18 protein-coding genes are annotated in these 21331 nt (G+C 40.4%); 14 read left to right on the forward strand and 4 right to left on the reverse strand.

Annotated features, from left to right (window positions below; all coding sequences use genetic code 11):
* The first annotated feature begins 93 nt into the window (after nt 1-93).
* From LVY74_RS12880 to LVY74_RS12925, 10 genes are all read left to right on the forward strand, one after another.
* Nucleotides 94-840: an OmpW/AlkL family protein gene (locus LVY74_RS12880; protein ID WP_237815390.1), complete on the forward strand. Its 747-nt coding sequence runs from the start codon at nt 94-96 to the stop codon at nt 838-840.
* A 121-nt stretch (nt 841-961) separates the two neighbouring features.
* Nucleotides 962-1585 carry a thiamine phosphate synthase gene (gene thiE / locus LVY74_RS12885; protein WP_237815391.1) on the forward strand — a complete coding sequence of 208 codons (624 nt, stop codon included), beginning with the start codon at nt 962-964 and terminating at the stop codon, nt 1583-1585.
* A 26-nt stretch (nt 1586-1611) separates the two neighbouring features.
* Nucleotides 1612-2910 (forward strand): glutamate-1-semialdehyde 2,1-aminomutase, encoded by a 1299-nt coding sequence (gene hemL, locus LVY74_RS12890; RefSeq protein WP_237815392.1) that lies wholly within the window; start codon nt 1612-1614, stop codon nt 2908-2910.
* A gap of 164 nt (nt 2911-3074) precedes the next feature.
* On the forward strand, nt 3075-3719 hold the full coding sequence (locus LVY74_RS12895; protein WP_237815393.1) for an RluA family pseudouridine synthase: 645 nt from the start codon (nt 3075-3077) through the stop codon (nt 3717-3719).
* 102 nt (nt 3720-3821) lie between these two features.
* On the forward strand, nt 3822-6659 hold the full coding sequence (gene rapA, locus LVY74_RS12900) for an RNA polymerase-associated protein RapA (RefSeq protein ID WP_237815394.1): 2838 nt from the start codon (nt 3822-3824) through the stop codon (nt 6657-6659).
* Nucleotides 6660-7059: 400 nt separating this feature from the next.
* Nucleotides 7060-7617: a Csu type fimbrial protein gene (locus LVY74_RS12905; protein ID WP_237815395.1), complete on the forward strand. Its 558-nt coding sequence runs from the start codon at nt 7060-7062 to the stop codon at nt 7615-7617.
* 28 nt (nt 7618-7645) lie between these two features.
* The gene (locus LVY74_RS12910; protein WP_237815396.1) at nt 7646-8173 is read left to right on the forward strand and encodes a Csu type fimbrial protein; all 528 of its coding nucleotides are present in this window, start codon (nt 7646-7648) and stop codon (nt 8171-8173) included.
* 26 nt (nt 8174-8199) lie between these two features.
* Complete coding sequence (locus LVY74_RS12915; RefSeq protein ID WP_237815397.1) at nt 8200-8952, forward strand: fimbrial biogenesis chaperone; 753 nt, start codon at nt 8200-8202, stop codon at nt 8950-8952.
* A gap of 17 nt (nt 8953-8969) precedes the next feature.
* The gene (locus LVY74_RS12920) at nt 8970-11345 is read left to right on the forward strand and encodes a fimbria/pilus outer membrane usher protein (protein ID WP_237815398.1); all 2376 of its coding nucleotides are present in this window, start codon (nt 8970-8972) and stop codon (nt 11343-11345) included.
* Nucleotides 11345-12298: a Csu type fimbrial protein gene (locus LVY74_RS12925; RefSeq protein ID WP_237815399.1), complete on the forward strand. Its 954-nt coding sequence runs from the start codon at nt 11345-11347 to the stop codon at nt 12296-12298. Before LVY74_RS12920 ends, LVY74_RS12925 begins: the two co-directional genes overlap by 1 nt.
* A gap of 20 nt (nt 12299-12318) precedes the next feature.
* Here the strand turns inward: LVY74_RS12925 and LVY74_RS12930 are convergent, their stop codons facing one another.
* Together LVY74_RS12930 and fabR are read right to left on the reverse strand one after the other, a co-directional pair.
* Entirely contained in the window at nt 12319-13335 is a 1017-nt protein-coding gene (locus LVY74_RS12930) for an AI-2E family transporter (RefSeq protein WP_151709020.1), read from the reverse strand.
* Between the two features lie 138 nt (nt 13336-13473).
* Entirely contained in the window at nt 13474-14148 is a 675-nt protein-coding gene (gene fabR / locus LVY74_RS12935) for an HTH-type transcriptional repressor FabR (RefSeq protein WP_151777117.1), read from the reverse strand.
* A gap of 173 nt (nt 14149-14321) precedes the next feature.
* Between fabR and LVY74_RS12940 the strand changes: the two genes are divergently transcribed.
* Nucleotides 14322-15404 (forward strand): flavin reductase family protein, encoded by a 1083-nt coding sequence (locus tag LVY74_RS12940; protein WP_237815400.1) that lies wholly within the window; start codon nt 14322-14324, stop codon nt 15402-15404.
* Between the two features lie 14 nt (nt 15405-15418).
* Nucleotides 15419-16513 (forward strand): fatty acid desaturase family protein, encoded by a 1095-nt coding sequence (locus LVY74_RS12945; protein ID WP_237815401.1) that lies wholly within the window; start codon nt 15419-15421, stop codon nt 16511-16513.
* A 45-nt stretch (nt 16514-16558) separates the two neighbouring features.
* On the opposite strand, the gene LVY74_RS12950 is transcribed toward LVY74_RS12945, so the two are convergent.
* Nucleotides 16559-16921 (reverse strand): Imm10 family immunity protein, encoded by a 363-nt coding sequence (locus tag LVY74_RS12950; protein WP_151777082.1) that lies wholly within the window; start codon nt 16919-16921, stop codon nt 16559-16561.
* 31 nt (nt 16922-16952) lie between these two features.
* A complete protein-coding gene (locus LVY74_RS12955) occupies nt 16953-17651 on the reverse strand; it encodes an SIMPL domain-containing protein (protein ID WP_151777081.1) in 699 nt (232 codons plus the stop codon).
* A 464-nt stretch (nt 17652-18115) separates the two neighbouring features.
* Here LVY74_RS12955 and LVY74_RS12960 point away from each other — a divergent pair, with 464 nt between their 5' ends.
* Both LVY74_RS12960 and LVY74_RS12965 read left to right on the forward strand, forming a co-directional pair.
* Nucleotides 18116-19489, forward strand: a complete 1374-nt coding sequence (locus LVY74_RS12960; protein ID WP_237815402.1) for a diaminobutyrate--2-oxoglutarate transaminase — start codon at nt 18116-18118, stop codon at nt 19487-19489.
* Complete coding sequence (locus LVY74_RS12965; protein WP_151710518.1) at nt 19489-21021, forward strand: pyridoxal phosphate-dependent decarboxylase family protein; 1533 nt, start codon at nt 19489-19491, stop codon at nt 21019-21021. The genes LVY74_RS12960 and LVY74_RS12965 overlap by 1 nt, the downstream gene beginning before the upstream one ends.
* Nucleotides 21022-21331 lie beyond the last annotated feature (310 nt).

The raw sequence follows: 21331 nt of genomic DNA on the forward strand, positions 1-21331 counted from the left end.
AACCAAGTTTAACGGTTAATATCTCAATAAAGTAAAGGACTGGTGGTTTGGATACCACTCTACAAAGAACTAAACATCACAGGATGTCATCATATGAAAAAATTGGCACAAGTATTTATTCCTACAGCATTACTTGTTACAGGAATGGCTGCACATGCAGAAACCTCCGATGGCAAAGTTGTCGCTGTCTCTGCGGGTTGGGCACATATTATGCCGCAAGGGACAAAACAAGGCGTGCAGTCTGATTATCTTCTTTCAGGTACAACAGAATTTAATTCTCAAGCAGGATTTGAACTTGAAGATACAGATACTGCAGAATTTAAACTTGATTATTTAGTCAATGATAATGTTAGTCTCGGATTGATTTTAGGTGTACCGCCAAAGCTCGATATTAAAGGGAAAGGCTCTTTACTGGGTGGGGTTCTAAATCTAGATAAATTTAGTAAAGTGGGTGATGTTGAAGTTTATAGTCCAGTCTTAACGGGTAAATATCACTTTGGTACAGTCGATAGTAAATTCCGCCCTTATGTTGGTGCAGGGATTATGTATGCTCACTTCCATAATTTTAAATTAGATTCTGCAGTTAGCTCGTATCTAGCCAATTATGGTGCAAGTATTCGTAATGTAAAAATTGATGATGCTGTTGCCCCAGTTGCATTTATTGGCGCTGATTACAATATTAATAAAAACTGGTTTGCAACTGCTTCAGTCAGTTATGTACATCTCAGTACAGATGCAACGTTAGATGTCTATGCGGGTAATACTCGTTATGTACAGGGTAAAAGTAAAATTGAGATTAACCCAGTTGTGACGTACTTGGGGATAGGTTACCGTTTCTAAGATTAACTAAAGTGAGTCAATCAACCGAGAAGTTTACTTCTCGGTTTTTTTATTTGTAGTTTGAGCTTCAGAGAGTCGAGCGTTACACTAACCCCAAATTTGTTTGTGATTTAGAGCTTTTATGCGTGGTTTATATCTCATTACCAATGATGACCCTTTAGAAACATTACTCGAAAAACTCGATGCTGCACTGGCGACAGCTCAGGTGGCAATTTTGCAATATCGCCGTAAAAAAGTGGCTAAAGCTGATCAGCCTGCTGAAGTTGAACAAATCAAACAACTCTGTGAAAAATATCAAACACCATTTGTGATCAACGATGACTTAAAACTGGCAGCCCAATTTGGTCTTGGTGTGCATTTAGGTCAAACAGACGGTGAAATTACCGATGCGAAAGCCCAATTGGCTGACGGTGCAATTATTGGGCGAACCTGCGCCAATTCACTTGAACTGGCTGAACTGGCAATTGCACAAGGGGCAAGCTATGTTGCATTTGGTGCAATCTATGCAACATCGACCAAACCTGAAGCGGGAAATATTGGTTTAGAGACTTTAAAACAAGCATCATCGCAGTTTAAAAATGTGCCAATCTGTGCGATTGGTGGCTTAAGTGTTGAGAATTCTCAAGTTGTGGTCGACTCAGGTGCAGACTTATGTGCGGTGATTAGTGATATATTAGGGCGGTCGGTCGCTGAGATTCCTGCACGTGTGAATGCATGGGCAAGTTTATTTGTCAAACATTCCTAAATCATTCAATCCATTTGAGTAATGCTATGAGCCTTTCTGCAAAACAACAGCAACTTTTTAAACAAGCCAGCAAACATATTCCAGGTGGTGTCAATTCGCCAGTACGTGCATTTAATGGTGTCGGTGGAACGCCTGTTTTTATTGAAAAAGCACAAGGTGCATATCTGTGGGATGTCGATGGTAAACGCTATGTCGACTATATCGGTTCATGGGGGCCGATGATTTTGGGGCATTCTCATCCTGCGATTGTTGCAGCAGTACAAGCAGCAGCACAAGACGGTTTAAGCTTTGGTGCACCGACAGTTCATGAAACGACTTTAGCCGATGTGATCTGCGAGATCATGCCATCCATTGAAATGGTGCGTATGACCAACTCAGGTACAGAAGCGACTATGTCAGCGATCCGTTTGGCGCGTGGCTATACGGGGCGTGACAAAATCGTGAAGTTTGAAGGTTGCTATCATGGACACTCAGATTCACTGCTCGTAAAAGCGGGTTCAGGCATGTTGACTTTGGGTGAACCTACGTCTAAAGGTGTACCTGCTGACTTTGCCAAACACACCATTACCTTGCCATACAATGATATTGAAGCGATCAAAGCGTGTTTCGCCAAATTTGGTGGTGAGATTGCAGGGGTGATTGTTGAACCAGTTGCGGGCAACATGAACTTGGTGAAACCGATTGCAGGTTTCTTGGAAACCATCCGTGAAATGTGTGATGAATACAAGTCTGTCTTTATTATTGATGAAGTGATGACAGGTTTCCGTGTTGCACTGGGCGGTGCGCAATCGGTGTATAACGTTAAACCAGATTTAACCACTTTAGGTAAAATTATTGGTGCTGGTTTGCCAGTAGGCGCATTTGGCGGTAAACGTGAAATCATGGAATGCATCGCGCCACTTGGTGGTGTCTATCAGGCAGGTACATTGTCAGGTAACCCATTGGCTATGCGTGCAGGCATTGAAATGTTCAAACATTTGCGTCAAGAGAACTTCTATAGCGATTTGTCTGCAAAGTTGGCGAAATTACTTGCAGGTTTCAAACAAGTGGCTCAGGAAGAGGGCATTGCACTGAAAACTGAACAAATTGGTGGCATGTTTGGTTTGTACTTTACCGATCAAACTGAAATTACCAGTTTCGATGACATTTTGAAATGTGATGTGAATGCCTTTAAACAGTTCTTCCACGGCATGTTAGATCGTGGCATTCATTTTGCACCGTCTGCATTTGAAGCGGGCTTTATCTCATCTGCACATAGTGATGAAGATATTGCCTATACCATTGCGGCAGCCAAAGCAGTCTTTGCCGAGATGAAACAGACCTAAGCCAGTGCCATCAAAACGGAATCAACAGATTCCGTTTTTTATTGGGCGTACTTTCGGATGAAATATCGGGAATTTATGCTTTTGTTGCAGATTGTCTATTGTATTTCAGTCCTAAGCTTTTTATTATTGCCCGCTTGTTTTCGCGATCAGCCTGGGATTAAATTTTGAGTAATTTTTTAACCGATCATCTGATTCATCGAGATGAAGATTTTATGGTCATCCATAAACCGGCAGGGTTACTCAGCGTACCGGGAAAGGGCGAAGCTTTACAAGACAGTATGCTCACCCGTTTGGTGGCACTTGAGCCGAAAACTTTGCTGATCCATCGTCTAGATCGAGATACCTCAGGCATCTTGGTCTTTGGATTGTCTCGCTTAGGGCAAAACCGTATTTCACGGCAGTTCCAAGAACGCCAAACCGATAAAACCTATCAAGCTTTGGTGGTAGGCGCACTTTCAAGTCAGGGAACGATTGATATTCCTGTGGTCTATGATCCGAGCCGACCACCACTTCACATGGTCGATCCACAACATTCCAAGCCAGCACTCACCGAGTGGCAAGCACTCGAACAGTTTGAACTGGCAGGTCAGGTGGTGACACGTGTCAAATTAACTCCAATTACTGGGCGTTCACATCAACTTCGTGTACATATGCAATACTTGGGACATCCGATTGTCGGAGATACCCTGTATGCAACAGCGCAACACCAGCAATTGACCGATCGTCTGTGCTTACATGCACAGCAGCTCAGTTTTCATCATCCCAAAACGGATGAATTGCTAAACTTTGAATGTGCCGTACCGTTTTAAAAAATCAGCAGCATAACCTGACGTTTTGTTATGCTTTGTGCGAAAATATTTAGATTGAAGCTAAAAGCCAATGCGTGCTTTTAGTGCAAACTTGAAATAAAGGTGAAAAAATTGCAACAGTTTGCTATTGGTCAACGTTGGTTATCCGATACTGAAACAGAACTTGGTCTGGGCGTGGTCATTGATGTAGATGAGCGTTCCCTCAGCATTTTATTCCCAAAAAGTGACGAAACACGAGTGTATGCGCGTAGCAATGCACCTTTATCTCGAATTATCTTTAATATCAATGATGAAATCCACGATCAGGAAGGTCAGCTGTGGCTGGTTGAGTCATTAGAAGAGCGTTTTGGCGTAATTCGTTACAATGCTGTTCGTACCTTAGACAACGGTGAAGAAGAGCGTAAAACGCTGAATGAAACCCGTATTGGCGCACAAATTCAGCTCTCTAAACCCCTCGATCGTTTATTGGCAAGCCAAGTTGATATTAAAGCTTGGTATGACCTGCGTATTGAGGCTCTACAACTACAAGCAGGCATGCAAACCAGTCGTTTACGTGGTTTGTTGGGCGCACGTGTCGGCTTAATTCCACATCAGCTTTATATCGCACATGAAGTGGGTAAGCGTTTTGCACCGCGTGTTTTACTCGCCGATGAAGTCGGTTTAGGTAAAACCATCGAAGCAGGCTTAATCGTACATCAGCAGCTTAAAACTGGGCGTGCTGAACGTATCCTGATTTTGGTGCCAGATTCACTTCAATATCAGTGGATGATTGAAATGCGTCGCCGTTTCAATCTGAATTTTTCATTGTTTGATTTGACCCGTACAGCATCGATTAAAGAACATGATCCTGAACTCAATCCGTTCCTGACTGAGCAATGTATTATTGCCAGCGTCGATTTGATGATTGACCATGAAGATTTACGTGAACAGGCAGTAGAAGCAGGCTTTGACTTACTGGTAGTCGATGAAGCACACCACTTAATGTGGAGTGAAGAAGAGGGCGGCAATGACCGTTACGACTTGGTTGAGGAACTGGCAGAACAAACAGCAGGTGTTTTATTGCTCACTGCGACACCTGAACAGTTGGGTGTTGAAAGCCATTTTGCCCGTTTACGTTTGCTTGATCCACAACGCTTTAGCAGCCTAGATCGTTTCTTGGATGAAGAAGAACAATATCAACATACTGCAAAAATTGCAGAAGTTTTAATGTCCGATGAAGCCTTGACTGAACAGCATTTAACTGCGCTTGAAGGTTTGTTGGGGCATCGTATTGAAGATCAGCCTGAGCAGCGTTATCAGGCGATTCATGAATTGCTTGACCGTCATGGCACAGGTCGTATTTTATTCCGTAATACCCGTGAAGCCATTCAAGGTTTCCCAGGACGTGACTGTCAGCCTGCGGCATTGCCTGCACCTGCGGATTGGTCAATCGATGGTAAGCTACGTGAGCAAATGTGGCCAGAAGAAGAACAGCTTGATGGTTCTTGGATGGAAACAGATCCACGCGTGGCTTGGCTCATGGAAATTCTGCGTAAAGATTTAAAACACAAAAAAGTTTTATTGATTGCACGTAGTGGGCCAGTGGTTGAAGCATTGGAAAGTGCTTTACGCTTGCATGCGGGTGTACGTACCGCAATGTTCCACGAAGGCATGAGCCTACTCGAACGTGACCAAGCAGCGGCATATTTTGCTGAAGAAAGCTACGGTGCACAAATTTTACTGTGTTCTGAAATTGGTTCAGAAGGGCGTAACTTCCAGTTTGCCAGTGACCTGATTTTATTTGACTTGCCTGCCAACCCAGATGTACTCGAGCAGCGTATTGGTCGTTTAGACCGTATTGGTCAGCAAAACCGTATTCAGATTCATGTGCCATACTTACAAGGGACAGCGCAAGAGCGCATGTTCCGTTGGTATAACGAAGCCTTAAATATTTTTGGCAACATTTCACCAACTGCACAGACTCTACAAGAAAACTTTATTGTTGATCTGAAAGAATGCTTACTGGCGGATATGGGGCAGAAGTTTGAAGATTTACTTGAAGAAGTCAATGTTCAGCGTGAAGCACTTGAAGCAGAACTCCAAGCAGGTCGTGACCGTTTGCTTGAGTACAACTCATGCCGTCCAGTGATTGCACAGGAAATTGTACAGGCACTTGAAGACTACGATGACAATACAACCTTACCAATGTTTGTGAAGCGTTTTATGTCTTCGACCAACATCGACTTTGACGAGCAAAGCAATGGGACAGTCATCATCAAGCCAACCGATCAAATGCAGGTTCAAGGTTTAACACTGGATGAAGAAGGCATGACTGCGACTTTCTATCGTGATCAGGCGCAGATTCGTGAAGATGCACAGTATTTGACCCTTGAGCATCCATTCATTGAAAGTATGATGGAAATGATCAACACCCAAGCGTTTGGCAGTACCAACGTTGCCGTGTTGAAATCGAATGCCTTGAAACAAGGTTCAGTGCTGATTGAAGTTTGGTTTAAGGTCGATGTAATTGCACCGAAGTCACTGAATTTACCTGCAAGCTTGCCACAGCAGTTGGTGCGTGTATTGCTCAGTGAAAATGGTCAGGACTTGTCAGCTAAGATTGATCCAATGATGTTGAGACCACATTTGCATCATCTCGATGGCAATAGTTGTCGCCAAGTGGTGAAAGCGCGCCGTGATGTGATTGAATCACGCTATCGTCAGGCACTCGACATCGCTAAAACTGTGTTGCCTGAATTGAAACAGCAAGCGAAAAACAATTACGGTCAGCAATGGCAGTATGAAATTGAACGTTTAAGCTATTTAAAACAGTTCAACCCAAGTATTCGTCAGGATGAAATTGAACGCCTGCAAAAATTCCAGCAGGAAGGTTTGAGTTTGTTAGATAGCTTGTCGATTACACCAGAGGCGATTCAGGTTTTGGTCGTGGTTAAGCCCTAAATTTATTTGAATATTCTTTATTTTAAAAAGACACTTTAGAGTGTCTTTTTTATTTTTGGTAATAGTTTTAAAGTATTTTTATTTATTTTATATAATACTATTCAAGTATTTTTAAAAAATTATTTATCTTTTTGATTTTATTTATAAATGGGTTGATTATTATTTAAAAATAGCATAATTTTAATATGTAATTACATTATTAAAATTAGAATACTTTTATTAATAATGATTATATTTTTCGTTTATTTTGGGCAACAAAAACAGAATAAAAAATAAACACTATATTTTAAGCAAGAATTAATATTGATATTCAGGGCATGCAGAATATTTATATTTCAATACATGACCTAGATAAGAATCAAAAGGAAAAATAGTAAAAACAGTATTGAGGATTCAGAAAATGAAAAAAAGTTTAAAATTATCGGCACTCTTACTTTCTACGGCAGTTGCAACACTGGGTTTTAGTGGTGTTACCAATGCAGCAGGAACACTGAGTGGGCAAATCGGCGTGACATTAACTATTGGTACAGGATGTTCAATTGCAAATAGTTCAACTACAGCAACCAATACATGGGGTTCCCTTGATTTTGGTTCGTATGCTGACTTGAGAAATACAATTGACGGTTCTGTTATGGGTACAGGTGGTACATCAGGTTTACAAGTCACATGTACTAATGGTTTGGCATATAGTCTTAGTCTTGATGGTGGTCTAAATGAAGACACCAACAGTCTACGTAATGTTTTCGATACTGCCAGCTCAACAGCAGTGCCGTATCGTCTTTACTCAGATGCAACACGTTCCACTGAAATTGCATCAGGAGGTACGCTTAGTTTTACAGGGACTGGTAATCTCGTGAGTATTCCAATCTACGGTCGTATTTTACCGTCAGATCAATCTCAGGTCGCACCAACTCAGGGTACTTATGTCGATACCATTACTGCAACAGTAATGTGGTGAAAATGGCCTAGAGCATAAGGAATGTGTTATGGCTTTATATCGCTTTCTATGTGCTCTAGCAGGGTTATGTTGTTGTGTTGGAGTATATGCTGATACGGTTACAGATAGCTTTGCTGTTACAGCAACTGTTACAAGCGGTTGTGTATTAGGGAGTTCTGGAGCTGTGAATGGAGTTGACTTTGGGACAATCAATTTTGGCTCTATGGTGGATATTCCAAATCATGTCGATATTGCAAGTTCAAGTGGTGCAGGTTCTGTCATAGTAACCTGCACCCCAGGTACCTCAATCAGTTTGGCTTTAGATTATGGCTTACATAACGGTAGCAGTAGTGCTCGTTATGTGAGTAATGGTACAACCAGTTTGGCATATCAGTTGTATCGTGATTCATCTCATAGTCAAGTATGGGGGACAGTGGCAGATGGTTTGGCTTATAACATCGCATCATTTCCGAGTGCGACCCAAACCTATACCGTGTATGCACGACTCTTTGCAACAGCAACAATGCCTGCTACGGGAACATATACGGACACCGTAACGGTTACATTAACTTATTAAAATTGAATAATATGAAAAAAATAATAATGATGTGGCTCGCTAGCATGATCTGCCAGTGGAGTCTAGCAGCAAGTAATATGCTGGTTTGGCCAGTCTACCAGACAATCGAAGCTGATCAGCGAGGTTCGATTTTATGGTTGGAAAATCGTGGGAAAAACGATGTGACCTTACAGATAAGGATATTACGCTGGAGTCAAAAAGATCAACAGGATGTGTACGCCGATCAACAGGATGTATTGGCCAGTCCACCATTTATGGTGGTGCCAGCTGGGCAGCGTCAAATTGTTCGCCTACTTAGACAAATAGATATGTCACCACAACAAGAATCGGCATATCGGATCGTGATTGATGAAATACCTGCTCAGCAAACAAAACCAACACAACCTATGATTGGTTTAAATCTGCAAATGCGCTATGTACTGCCATTATTTATGCAGGGAGATGGGATTTGGACAGCAGAGCGTACAGATAAAAAACGTGATTTAAAAACAGCAGCTCAACCACAGTTGTCTTGGAGTATTGAAACGAAAGGAAATCAGCATTTTCTTGTGTTGGTGAATCAAGGAAAAGTTCATGCAAGGATCAGCAATGTCTTCTTTGGAGACAATAACAATATAGGACAAGCCACAGCAGTGGTAAGAATAGGGTTGTTGGGATATGTACTTCCTGAGAAAAAAATGGCTTGGACACTTGCTAAGGATCAGAAAATTCCAAGCGATAAGAAACTCTTTATTCAGCTTGAAGACAATAGACCAGCGATAGAAATACCTAAAAACTAACAAAATTAGGTTCTGATATGAAACATACAGGCATTATAAATATATTGCCGTGTCTAATTTTGATGGTGTTTGCGGAACAAATTTGTGCTCAAGAATATACCAGTTTGCCTGAGCCACCTCGTGAGGTGCCTCAGTTTCAACAAATGACATACTATTTGACATTGTCGGTCAATGGTCAGGCAGATCAACGCTTATCGACAGTGTTATATAAAGATGGGCAATACTGGGTTAGTGCTCACGATCTCGTGCGTAATTATATTCCTGTGGCTGATTCTAGCCAATTGGTCAATATAAGCACATTGGATCAAGTGAGTGTCAAATATGTTTCGACACAGCAAACATTAGAACTTACGGTACCAAGTGACTGGTTACCTAAACAGTATTTAGATAATCAATCTAATCTGGACTATTTCCCTGCGCAAAGTAGCACAGGTCTTTTACTGAACTATGACAGTTATTTTGTTGCAAACCCAACAACCAAATCATATGCACTCAATACTTGGTTGGAGCAGCGCTATTTTAGCCCAGCAGGCGTATTAATCAATACGGGGGTTTATCGGCAACTACTCAAAGATAATCAGGATAGTAATCTTGAAGATGGCTATTTGCGATACGATACCTATTGGCGAAATAGCAACCAAAAATATTTGGTTAGTTATCAATTGGGGGACTTTGTTAGTAATGCATTGAGCTGGAGTAATGCAACACGAATGGGGGGTGTTCGTGTCAGTCGAAATTTCTCTGTACGTCCTGACTTGGTTACATATCCGTTGTTTAATTATACGGGAGTCGCATCAGCACCAAGTAGCATCGACTTGTTTATTAATGGCAATAAAATTAGTAATAATAATGTCAATCCTGGTCCATTTACGCTAACCAATACACCATTTATCAATGGTGCAGGCGAAGCAACAGTGGTCACAACGGATGCTTTGGGGCGTCAGGTTGCAACAACACTTCCTTTTTATGTTGCCAATACTTTATTAAAAAAAGGATTAAGTGATTTTGATTTTTCTTTAGGCGCACGCCGCTTAAATTATGGCGATAAAAGCTTTGATTATGAACATACCCCATCATTTAGTGGAATTTATCGTTATGGTTTAACCAATTATATGACTGTTTCTAGTCATGTTGAGTGGAATAAAGACTTGACCTTATGGGGAGCGGGTACAGATACCCGATTGGGTTATTGGGGCGTTTGGAGCAATGCGATTGCACAAAGTCATAGTGATCAAGGAACAGATTATCAATATAGTACGGGTTATTCGTATAACAGTAAGAAGTTTAATCTAAACTTACAATTTCTAAAACGAAGCTCTCAATTTACAGATTTGTCAGTTCTCAATACTGAATTAAGTTTGAGCAAACAAGTCTTTCAAGGATCTTTCAGCTTTAAGCCATTTGGGGAGACGTATGGTTCAATTGGCTTAGGATATTTTGATATTTTAGCTCAAGATAATTCACGAACGCGGCTAGCAAATTTGTCATATAGCCAGCGTTTTTGGAAAAATACTTCTCTCACTTTTTCAATGAATAAAATCATTGGAACATCAGGGTTTAATAGTCAGTTACAGTTGACGATTCCATTGGATCATAACCGCGGTACGTTGAGTACCAGTACAATACGGGATACCGAAGGTAAATATGCTCAGCAGTTTCTTTATACAAAGCCAACACCAACAGACCAAGGTTTTGGTTGGAATTTAGGCTATAGCATTAGCGATGATCAGTATCGACAGGCTGCTCTGACATGGAAAACCCAACATTTTAATTTGCAAGGTGGCTTGTATGGCAATAATGATGCAACAAATTATTGGGCGGAATTTAGTGGTTCATTGATTTATATGGATCGAAGTATTTTTGCTACAAATAAAGTCAATGATGCATTCTTGGTTGTAAATACGAGCGGTTTTCCTGATCTTCCTGTGTATTATGATAATCGTCCTGTAGGACGAACAGATAAGAATGGACAAGTCCTTGTGCCGTGGGTCAGTGCTTATTATCCAGCAAAATTATATGTTGATACCTTAAATTTGCCCGCGGATGTCGAGGCTTTAGAAACAGAAACACGTATTGCTGTTGCTGAGCATAAAGGTGCTGTGATTAAGTTTCCAATTCAGAAAATGAGAGCAGCGAATATTAAAGTTGTGGATCAAAATCAGCAAGCTTTACCTGTTGGCACATTGATTGATATTCCTGAAGCAAAGCAAAGTACCATTGTTGGCTATGATGGTTGGGCATACCTGACACATTTAAATCAAGATAATAAATTGCAGATTAAATTGGCAAATGGACAACAGTGCGAGCAAGACCTGCATATACAAGAGGGTCATATTAATCATGCGACCATACAGTGCCCTTTGAGTTTGTCACCTCCACAAGGAGTGCCATAATGAAAAAAATGTTTATTTATAGTGTTCTATGCTATGTATTGCTGTTATTTACATCTTCAGCACATGCTGCACATTGTCATGCAACATCAGGATCAGCTAATTTTGGGACTTTGAATTCTTTTCTTATTCAAAGTCAGCCACAAATTACCAGTGGAACAACAGGTTTTTTCTGTACGGGAAGCCTAGCTAGCATTTTAGGTACTAACACGGTTTCAGGAAACATTGTATCTACGAACAACCAAAGTGGTAGTACACCACGTTTGTATAATTCAACGACAGGGAGCTATGTTCCTTATAGTTTATGCAAAACATCTGCATGTACAACTACTTATCAAGTTGGAGATACGATTACATGGAGTTCAACAACACTGCTTGGTTTATTGGGCTTATTTAATAGCACGGATGGAAGTTTACCGATTTATGTACGGACAACAGCAGGTGCTAATGTTCCAGCAGGTACATATACCGATACCATTAATATGCATTGGACATGGACTCTCTGTGATGTTGGTGTATTGGGCGCTTGTCTTTATGATACGGGTTCAGCAGATTCAACTATTACAGTGACTTTGGTGGTGAGTAATTATTGTTATATCGACAGTGCACCTGATATAGATTTTGGAAGCGCAGCTTTGCCGAATGCTTTTACGAGTATCAATAGCAGCATGCAGACACGGTGTACACAGGGAGCAACATATACCGTAAAACTGACCAGTGCCAATGGTGAGGTCAACAACCTTCGCCGTATGTCTGCCAATATCAACAGTACCAGCTATTATTTACTGTATCAGCTCTATCGCTCTAATGTCGCTTGGACACAGACCAATGATTATAGTAGTACAGGTACGGGATTTGCACAGACCATTAACTACACAGCAACAATTGATGCTAGTCAAGCAAACCAACCTGCTGGGCAGTATAATGATACGGTAACAGTGACATTGACCTACTAAAATTTTAAGTTGCAGATGAATCAGATCAGTTTGGCATCGCTCATCTCAAGCTTGATATAGGCATAGAAAATTGGCGCTGCAATCAGTCCGCCAAAGCCAAAAATTGCTTCAAAAATCAGCATGGCAAGCAGTACTTCCCATGCATGAGCATTAATTTTACTGCCAACAATTTTGGCATTAATAAAATACTCAAGTTTATGAATCAGAACCAAATAAACTAAAGCAGCCGCTGCGACAGGTAAAGAAATGGTTAGACCTGAGATAATAATCAGGGTATTGGAAATCAGATTTCCAGCAATTGGGATTAGCCCAAAAATAAAGGTCAAGATGGTTAATGTCTTGGCAAAAGGGAGTTGTATATTGCATAAAGGGAGCGCAATAAACACAAAGATCACAAATAAAATAGTGTTAATTAAAGAAATTTGAATTTGTGCAAACACCACATTGCGAAATGATAATGCGAGTTTTTCGATTCGTAGCATCAGTGCTGTTTTAAAAACAGGCTGAGCTTCTCGATAGGTAAATGAATGGATTGAAATCAAAATACCAATAATCAGACCAATCAACATCGTAGCAAAATTATGCAGAATATCGGAACCCGTATGTCTTAGGAGAGATACATTGTCTTTAAGTAAAATGAAAATATGATTTTTGAGATCTGTCACGCTATTTGGAATATAAATCGGAACATATTTTGAAACTTCTTGCTGTAGAAGGATCAGTGTTTGATCGACCTTTTCACTAAATGCTGCAAGACCAGGGCCTTGCAGATCATAAATGACAAAGCTGACTAGACTGGTGATTAAGAAACTCAATAAAGAAACAATCACGATGCTGAGCGCGATACTGATAATCAGTTTTGCTCGATGGCTGTCAATATAGCGGTCAATAACTTTACTCAAGCTATGAATAATTTCATAGATCAGGAAACCTGCAAAAAAACTTGGCAGTAAATGTAAAGGAATAACCACTAACAGAAACAAAATAACAAGAATATAGCTTGCCAGAGTACTTTGTCTGTCGCTCAAAATATTCATGGTGAATTTGACCCGATTTTTGCAAGAAGAAATGTGCTAGGCAGAAAAATTGCCATCGCTGTATAAGATTCACCCTAGACAAGGAGTCATTTTAACCACTTCTGAAATACTTAGAAATAAAAAAATCGGTTTTTATGTTTAGCGAATTCGTGCTTCATCAAGGCGACGCGCGCCCTCCAAAATCATCCGAATCATGATCATGGTTTGCTGTGCGACTAAATCCCGTTCATGACGAGGTAAGTCGATTGCTTTCGCTCCCATATTAAACACAAGTTGAGTGATCGCTTTGGCAACAAGATCGGGGTGGAATAATTTATTGTGATTTAGGCGCTCTAAACGAATGAGATCTTCTTGTAATTCCTGCTGGAAAAAACTCAGTTGTTGCTCTACTGCACGTTTATAGGAAATAGAACCTGTATAGCCTTCACGCAATAGTAAACTTAAGTTGCCATCATCAGCATCAAGCTGCTGTAAAAAAACTTCAACAGAGGTACGAATAATACTTTCTTGCTTAGATGCTTTTAGACGGGCTTCACGAATAATTTTTCGTAGCACCACACCCGCACGATTGATAAGTTCAATCGCAAGCTCATCTATATCTTTGAAATGCCGATAAAAACTGTTTGGTGCGATCCCTGCTTCACGTGCAACTTCACGCAGACTTAATGCTGAAATACTTTTTTCTGGGCCAATTAAGTTAAGCGTCGCCTGAAATAATTCTTCTTTGGTAATGGTGGCTTTTCGTCCTGCACTGCGTGCAGGGGATTTGGCTTGAACCGCAGAAGCGTCAAGTAATGCGTGATCAGTCGGCATAGCAGTTGTCGATAAAGATGGCATGTAAACTCATGTAGCAAGCTCGGATTTATTGCAAGATTATAGCCTTAGAACTGACTGAGAAGAAATAGTGCAAGGAATTGTTTATTGAGTGCATAAATACTATACAAATATATATACATGTGTATAATAATTAAAAAGGCATAATTGAGATGGCCACAATGCATCATGTAGTCGCACCTAAAAAACAGCTTTTAAATTTTCTCTCTGGCAGTGTTTATGACAGCAACACTGTAAATTTTTGGCTTCAAAAAATAAATCCATTATGGTCAACCCATGAAATGTTGGGTCAAATTGTCAAAAAGCAAAGTATTGCAGATGACATGGTGAGTTTAACAATTCACTGTAACCAACGTATGCAATTTGGTATCGCAGGGCAGCATCATCCTGTTCATGTTGAAATTCAGGGTCGCCGTTATGAGCGGACGTATAGTTTGACTCAACTTGATGAACATCATGTACAGCTGACTTTGAAGAAGATTCAAGGTGGGATTGTGAGTACATGGCTTTGTGAGCAAGCGCAAATTGGTGATGTAATTGAATTTGAAGCTCCTTATGGTGACATGTTACTGACAACACAAAACCAGAAAAAGGTTTTGTTACTGGCAGCGGGCAGTGGTATTACCCCAATGTACAGTATGCTTGAAGGTTTACACCGTTCAGGACATCTCAAAGATTATGACATTCACCTGATGTACTGGGCGCAGCATGCAACAGGCTTGGCTTTTAAAACACAATTTGAAGCGTGGCAAAATAGCTATCCAAATTTCAAATTTACAGCATTATGTACACGTGATGAACCAGCTGCTGAACGTATTAATGAAAAGCATACTCAGTGCGCTGCTGATTTTACTGAGCGTAGTGTTTTTGCCTGTGGTCCATCAGGTTTTGTCAACACTGCTGAACGTGTTTTCTCAGGTGCAAAATTATTTCGAGCTGAGGCATTTAGCTTAACACCAATCGAAACCAATGATATTGGTGTCGTCAATATTACGCTGACCAAATCAAACAAAATCGTGACGGTAGCAAAAGGTCAACCGATTTTGGTGGGTTTGGAGCAGGCTCAATTAAAACCAACACATGGTTGCCGTATGGGAATTTGTAATAAATGCTCATGTACGAAAGTTTCGGGTGCAACCAAAAACTTAAATGATCAGTCTGAAAATACTGAACCACACAGTTTACTCCGTTTATGTGTCAACTCCGCCCAAACTGACCTTGTGTTAGACCTTTAAGAGAGGCATCTATTATGAATATGCAAGTAAAAACACAATATTTTAAAAATCCAAAGAACCGTGAACTTACTGAAGCAGACTTAGATGCGCTTGCTCAAGAGTTAGATGCGATCAAACAAGAAGTTGTGGATGACTTGGGCGAGCAAGATGCCAAGTATATTCGCCGTGTTTATTCAGTAGTGCGTTATAGCAGCCTTGCAGGTCGTACATTATTGTTCGCAGGTTGGTTTCCACCAGCATGGGTTTTAGGTACAGGTTTGTTGGGTGTATCTAAAATTTTAGAAAATATGGAAGTCGGTCATAACGTCATGCATGGTCAGTATGATTGGATGAACGATCCGAAATTCATGGGTCAAACTTACGAATGGGACAACGTAGGGACAGGGGATAACTGGCGCCAAACCCATAACTATAAGCATCACACGTATACCAATATTAAAGGCATGGATGATGATATTGGCTATGGTCTGGTACGTTTATTCCCAGAACAACGTTGGAAGAAAAGCTATTTATTGCAACCATTGTACAGTATTCCATTTTGCTTGTTGTTCCAATGGGGCGTTGCGATTCAAAACCTAGAAGTCGGGAAACTGATGATGGGTCGTAAAACCAAAGCTAGATTTTTGCAAGAAATGCGTCCTGTACAGCGTAAAGCCGAAAAGCAATTATTTAGAGATTATGTCTTTTTTCCACTGATTGCAGGTCCAAGTGCAGTGCCTGTATTCTTAGGAAACTTGGCGGCGAATGGTATTCGTAATATTTGGACATTCAGTATTATTTTCTGTGGTCACTTCACCAAAGATGTTGAAGTATTTCCAAAGAGTGTCTTGGAAAACGAAAGCCGTGGACATTGGTATATGCGCCAAATTCGTGGTTCTTCGAACTTAACGGGTTCAGAAGCCTTTCATATCTTGACTGGGCATTTGAGCCATCAGATTGAGCATCATTTGTTCCCAGAAATTCCTGCGCGTCGTTATCGTAAAATGGGGCCAAAAGTTGAAGCAGTCTGTAAAAAATATGGTTTGAACTACAACAATGCCAGCCTGTTTAAACAATATGGACAAGTGATTGGGCGTATCTTGAAATATTCATTACCATTTAAAAAATAAGCTCTTGAGCATAAAAAAAGCGCAGTTTAAACTGCGCTTTTTTGATTAGTTAGAACTCAGTTTGATACTTGAGCCAATCAACATCTGTTTGAGTGACTTATACAAATGATCGTGTGGAGCTTCTAACTCAATATGAATACTGTCGTAATCTAGCTCTTCGGCAACTGTATCAGTTAAATGAATCACCATCTGGCTACCAAAAAGACGAATTGCTGTGATGGCATGCTGAAACTCCAGATCAGTTTCATTGACTAAAAGTCCAATCTGTTGATCGGCAGAGCGATCAGGCTCAGCAAAACGACTTAAAATAACAAAATCAATCGGATCAAACTCATCATCTGCTAAACCAATACTGAGAACATCATCATCTTGGCTGCAAGAAATATGATTGGCATAAAAAGATTTCATTGAGTTCATTCCATTTCATGGGTTCAATTCTTTATTTTAATTGAATTGAACCATTTGCGCTGACACTAATTTTAGAATCACCCGCATTCATGTCTTGCGCAACGGGCGCAGCCTCAGCAAATTTTGCAGTGCGTAAGGAACTCATCATCATTGGACGATAGCTGCTGTTGGTATTGATATTTAAATTGACTAAGTTATAGCTATTTTTATGCCAAGACTGTGCCAGCAATTGGGCGCGTTGCTGGAAGTTCTTTGATGCTTCAAGCATCAGTTCACTTTCAACTTTACTGCGTTGTTCATCAGATACGCTAAAACCAATCGATTCGGTTTGAAAGTTTTGCTGTAATTCAGCAATCAGTTGACTTGCCGCCTTAAAGTCTCGGCTTTGAAGCTGTAACTCAGCACGACCACGCCATTCTTTGAGTTTTTGGTTGTCATTGTCATACACTGGATAGGTACTTTGAGCGCCTGTTGTGACTTTTACTTGAGGGTATTTTTTTGCAATTGCCAACGCTTGATTCATATTCAGATTAATTTGATTGGAAAGCTCGGCAGGCTGCTTGTTATTCTTTTCGATATAAAGTACGGCTTGAATTTGATCGTTAGATACTTCGCGGGAAGCATCAGCTTGAATGTTCACAACATTGTAGTTTAACGGCTCAGCAGTTGCTGCAAAAACAGGGCTGCTAGCACTGACAAGTAATAGGCTCGATAAGAGTAAATGACGCATAAAAGTTCCTTGAATTTACTGTGTTTGTTATCAGACTCATGTTAATTGTATAAAACGGATTATATAAAGTGAAATTGTCGCTTCTTTGTATATAGTTTTTTGGTTTTTGTATCTGTTGTTAAAGTATAAAAATTTTTAAATTCAGTAGCTTAAATATTGAGTAATGGATGATGAAAGCGATTGACTGAAAGATAGAAAAATATTTCTTTATACATGGATTTTCTTATTTTTGTCATGGAGTATGATGATAATGAAGCTCATTGATTAGATAAATGTTTTTTTCAATGAAATTAGGTTAAATAAAGAGCTAAAAGGTCTTTATTTTTATAGAAAAAAGGGTATTATCGCCCTCCTAGTTAAAAGATATAAATTTTGTCTAACTAGAACTCTACAAGCACCGAGTCAAAGGACCACAAGTCACCAGACTTATTTCTTTCAACCCATATCAGAGATGGTAATTCGATATGAGCGTTACTTCTGTAAATCCTGCCACCAATTCTACTAACGAATATTATTTGACTCGCCAAAGTCAGATGGAATCGAATGTTCGTAGTTATCCACGTAAATTACCGTTAGCGATAGCGAAAGCACAAGGTTGTTGGGTTACTGATGTTGAAGGTACTGAGTACCTTGATTGTTTAGCTGGTGCAGGGACATTGGCATTAGGTCATAACCACCCTGCGGTTGTTCAAAGTATTCAGGACACACTGACAAGTGGCATTCCTTTGCATACTTTGGATTTAACGACTCCTTTAAAAGATGCATTTACCGAAGCTTTATTGGCGTACTTGCCAGGTGGTAAAGAAGAATATTGTTTACAGTTCTGTGGTCCATCTGGTGCAGATGCAACAGAAGCAGCAATTAAACTTGCAAAAACATATACTGGCCGTTCAACAGTGATCAGCTTCTCTGGTGGCTATCATGGTATGACACACGGTTCATTGGCTATGACAGGCAACTTGAGTGCAAAAAATGCAGTCAATAACTTAATGCCTGGCGTGCAATTTATGCCATATCCACACGAATACCGTTGCCCACTCGGTCTTGGTGGTGAAGCGGGTGTTGATGCATTAACTTACTACTTTGAACAATTCATTGAAGACGTTGAAAGTGGTGTAACTAAGCCAGCAGCTGTGATTCTTGAAGCCATTCAAGGTGAAGGTGGTGTAGTTGTTGCGCCAACCAAATGGTTACGTAAAATCCGTGAAGTGACTGAAAAGCACAACATTGTTTTAATCTTGGACGAAGTTCAAGCTGGTTTCGCACGTTCAGGTAAAATGTTCGCCTTTGAATACGCAGGAATCGAGCCTGATGTTGTTGTCATGTCAAAAGCGGTTGGCGGTGGTTTACCACTTGCTGTATTGGGTATTAAACGTAAATTTGATGCTTGGCAACCAGCGGGTCACACGGGTACTTTCCGTGGTAACCAATTGGCAATGGGTACAGGTTTAGTGGTATTAAAAACCATTACTGAACAAAAACTTGCTCAAAATGCCCAAGAACGCGGTGATTTCTTACAAGCTGAAATTAAACAATTGGCACAAGAATTCCCATGTATCGGTAACGTACGTGGCCGTGGTTTGATGGTTGGTATTGAAATTGTAGATGAGCGCAAAGCGGCTGATCACATGGGTTCTTTACCAGCAGATGCACAACTTGCAGCAGCAATTCAGACAGCATGCTTTAACAACAAATTGTTGTTAGAAAAAGGTGGTCGTAACGGTACAGTAATTCGTTTACTTTGCCCATTGATCATCACTCAAGAAGAGTGTGTAGAAGTTATTGCACGCTTCAAGAAAGCAATTGCTGAGGCGCTTGTTGCCGTTCGAGGTGCTTAATGGTTGATTTTGCGCAACATCGTAAAGCTCTACTTTGTAATGATGCACAATCTATTGCTGACTATGAGTCAGCAATGGGTGAAGCTGTAAAAGCAGTTTCAGCATGGTTGCAAAATGACAAAATGTACACGGGCGGCAGCATCAAAGATTTGCGTGCAGCGATTTCTTTCAAGCCATCAAAAGATGGTTTGGGTGTACAAGACTCATTGCAACGTATGGTTGAGCTTTTTCTCAATAAAAGCTTAAAAGTACATCATCCACATTCTTTAGCACATTTACACTGCCCGACCATGGTGATGAGCCAAATCGCGGAAGTGTTAATCAATGCAACCAACCAATCAATGGACTCTTGGGATCAAAGCCCAGCGGGCTCATTGATGGAAGTTCAGTTGATTGACTGGCTTCGTCAAAAAGTCGGTTATGGCTCAGGTCAGGCAGGGGTATTTACCTCTGGTGGTACGCAATCTAACCTTATGGGTGTATTGCTTGCACGTGACTGGTGTATTGCTAAAAACTGGAAAAATGAAGACGGTCAGGAATGGTCTGTTCAGCGTGATGGCGTACCTGCCGATGCGTTGAAAAAAGTCAAAGTCATTTGTTCTGAAAATGCACACTTCTCTGTGCAAAAGAACATGGCAATGATGGGCATGGGCTTCCAGTCAGTTGTTACTGTTCCTGTGAATGAAAATGCACAGATGGATGTTGATGCGCTTGAAAAAACCATGGCGCATTTACAAGCTGAAGGCAAAATCGTGGCTTGTGTGGTTGCAACAGCAGGTACAACCGATGCTGGTGCAATCGATCCACTCAAGAAAATCCGTGAACTGACCACCCAGTATGGCGCATGGATGCATATCGATGCAGCTTGGGGTGGCGCACTGATTCTTTCTAATGACTATCGTTCAATGCTGGACGGTATTGAATTGTCAGACTCAGTGACACTGGATTTCCATAAGCACTATTTCCAAAGCATTAGCTGTGGCGCGTTCTTGTTGAAAGATGAAGCCAACTATCGCTTTATGCATTATGAAGCAGAATACCTAAACTCTGCTTATGATGAAGAACATGGTGTACCTAACCTTGTTTCTAAATCATTACAAACGACTCGTCGTTTTGATGCATTGAAATTGTGGATGACAGTTGAAGCATTGGGTGAAGAACTTTACGGTTCAATGATCGATCACGGTGTTAAATTGACACGTGAAGTTGCTGACTATATTCAAGCAACGGCAGGTCTAGAATTGTTGGTTGAGCCACAATTTGCGTCTGTGTTGTTCCGTGTTGTGCCTGAAGGTTATCCTGCTGAATTCTTGGATAGCTTGAACCAGAACGTTGCAGATGAATTGTTTGCACGTGGTGAGGCAAATATTGGTGTAACGAAAGTGGGCGATGTTCAATCATTGAAAATGACTACTTTAAGCCCAGTAGCAACACTAGAAAATGTTCAGAACTTGCTTGCATTGGTCTTGGCTGAAGCAGATCGTATTAAAGATGCGATTGCAGCAGGAACTTATGTTCCAGCGATTGACTAAGTCTAGATTGCATTCTTAAAGGCTGAATATTGAACCGAGCTAGTCATTAGCTCGGTTTTTATTTTTTGTGTCTTGAAAGCCATCTAAGTGGCTGAGATTAACGTATTAGACCAGCGATACATTCGATACACAATAGTCATAAATACTGAACAGATTTGCTATAAATTCACCAATTATTGGTTTAAAAATAACCAGAAAAGCACTCAAATTGTATTTAGATAAGCCAACTTTAGAACCTTTTGTGACATATTTAAAAAAATACTGAATAAGAAAATAAATTTTAAATTGCATAATAATTTGATTTATATAA

The organism is Acinetobacter sp. ME22 (assembly GCF_022012315.1).
In the GTDB taxonomy this organism is placed as follows: domain Bacteria; phylum Pseudomonadota; class Gammaproteobacteria; order Pseudomonadales; family Moraxellaceae; genus Acinetobacter; species Acinetobacter brisouii_A.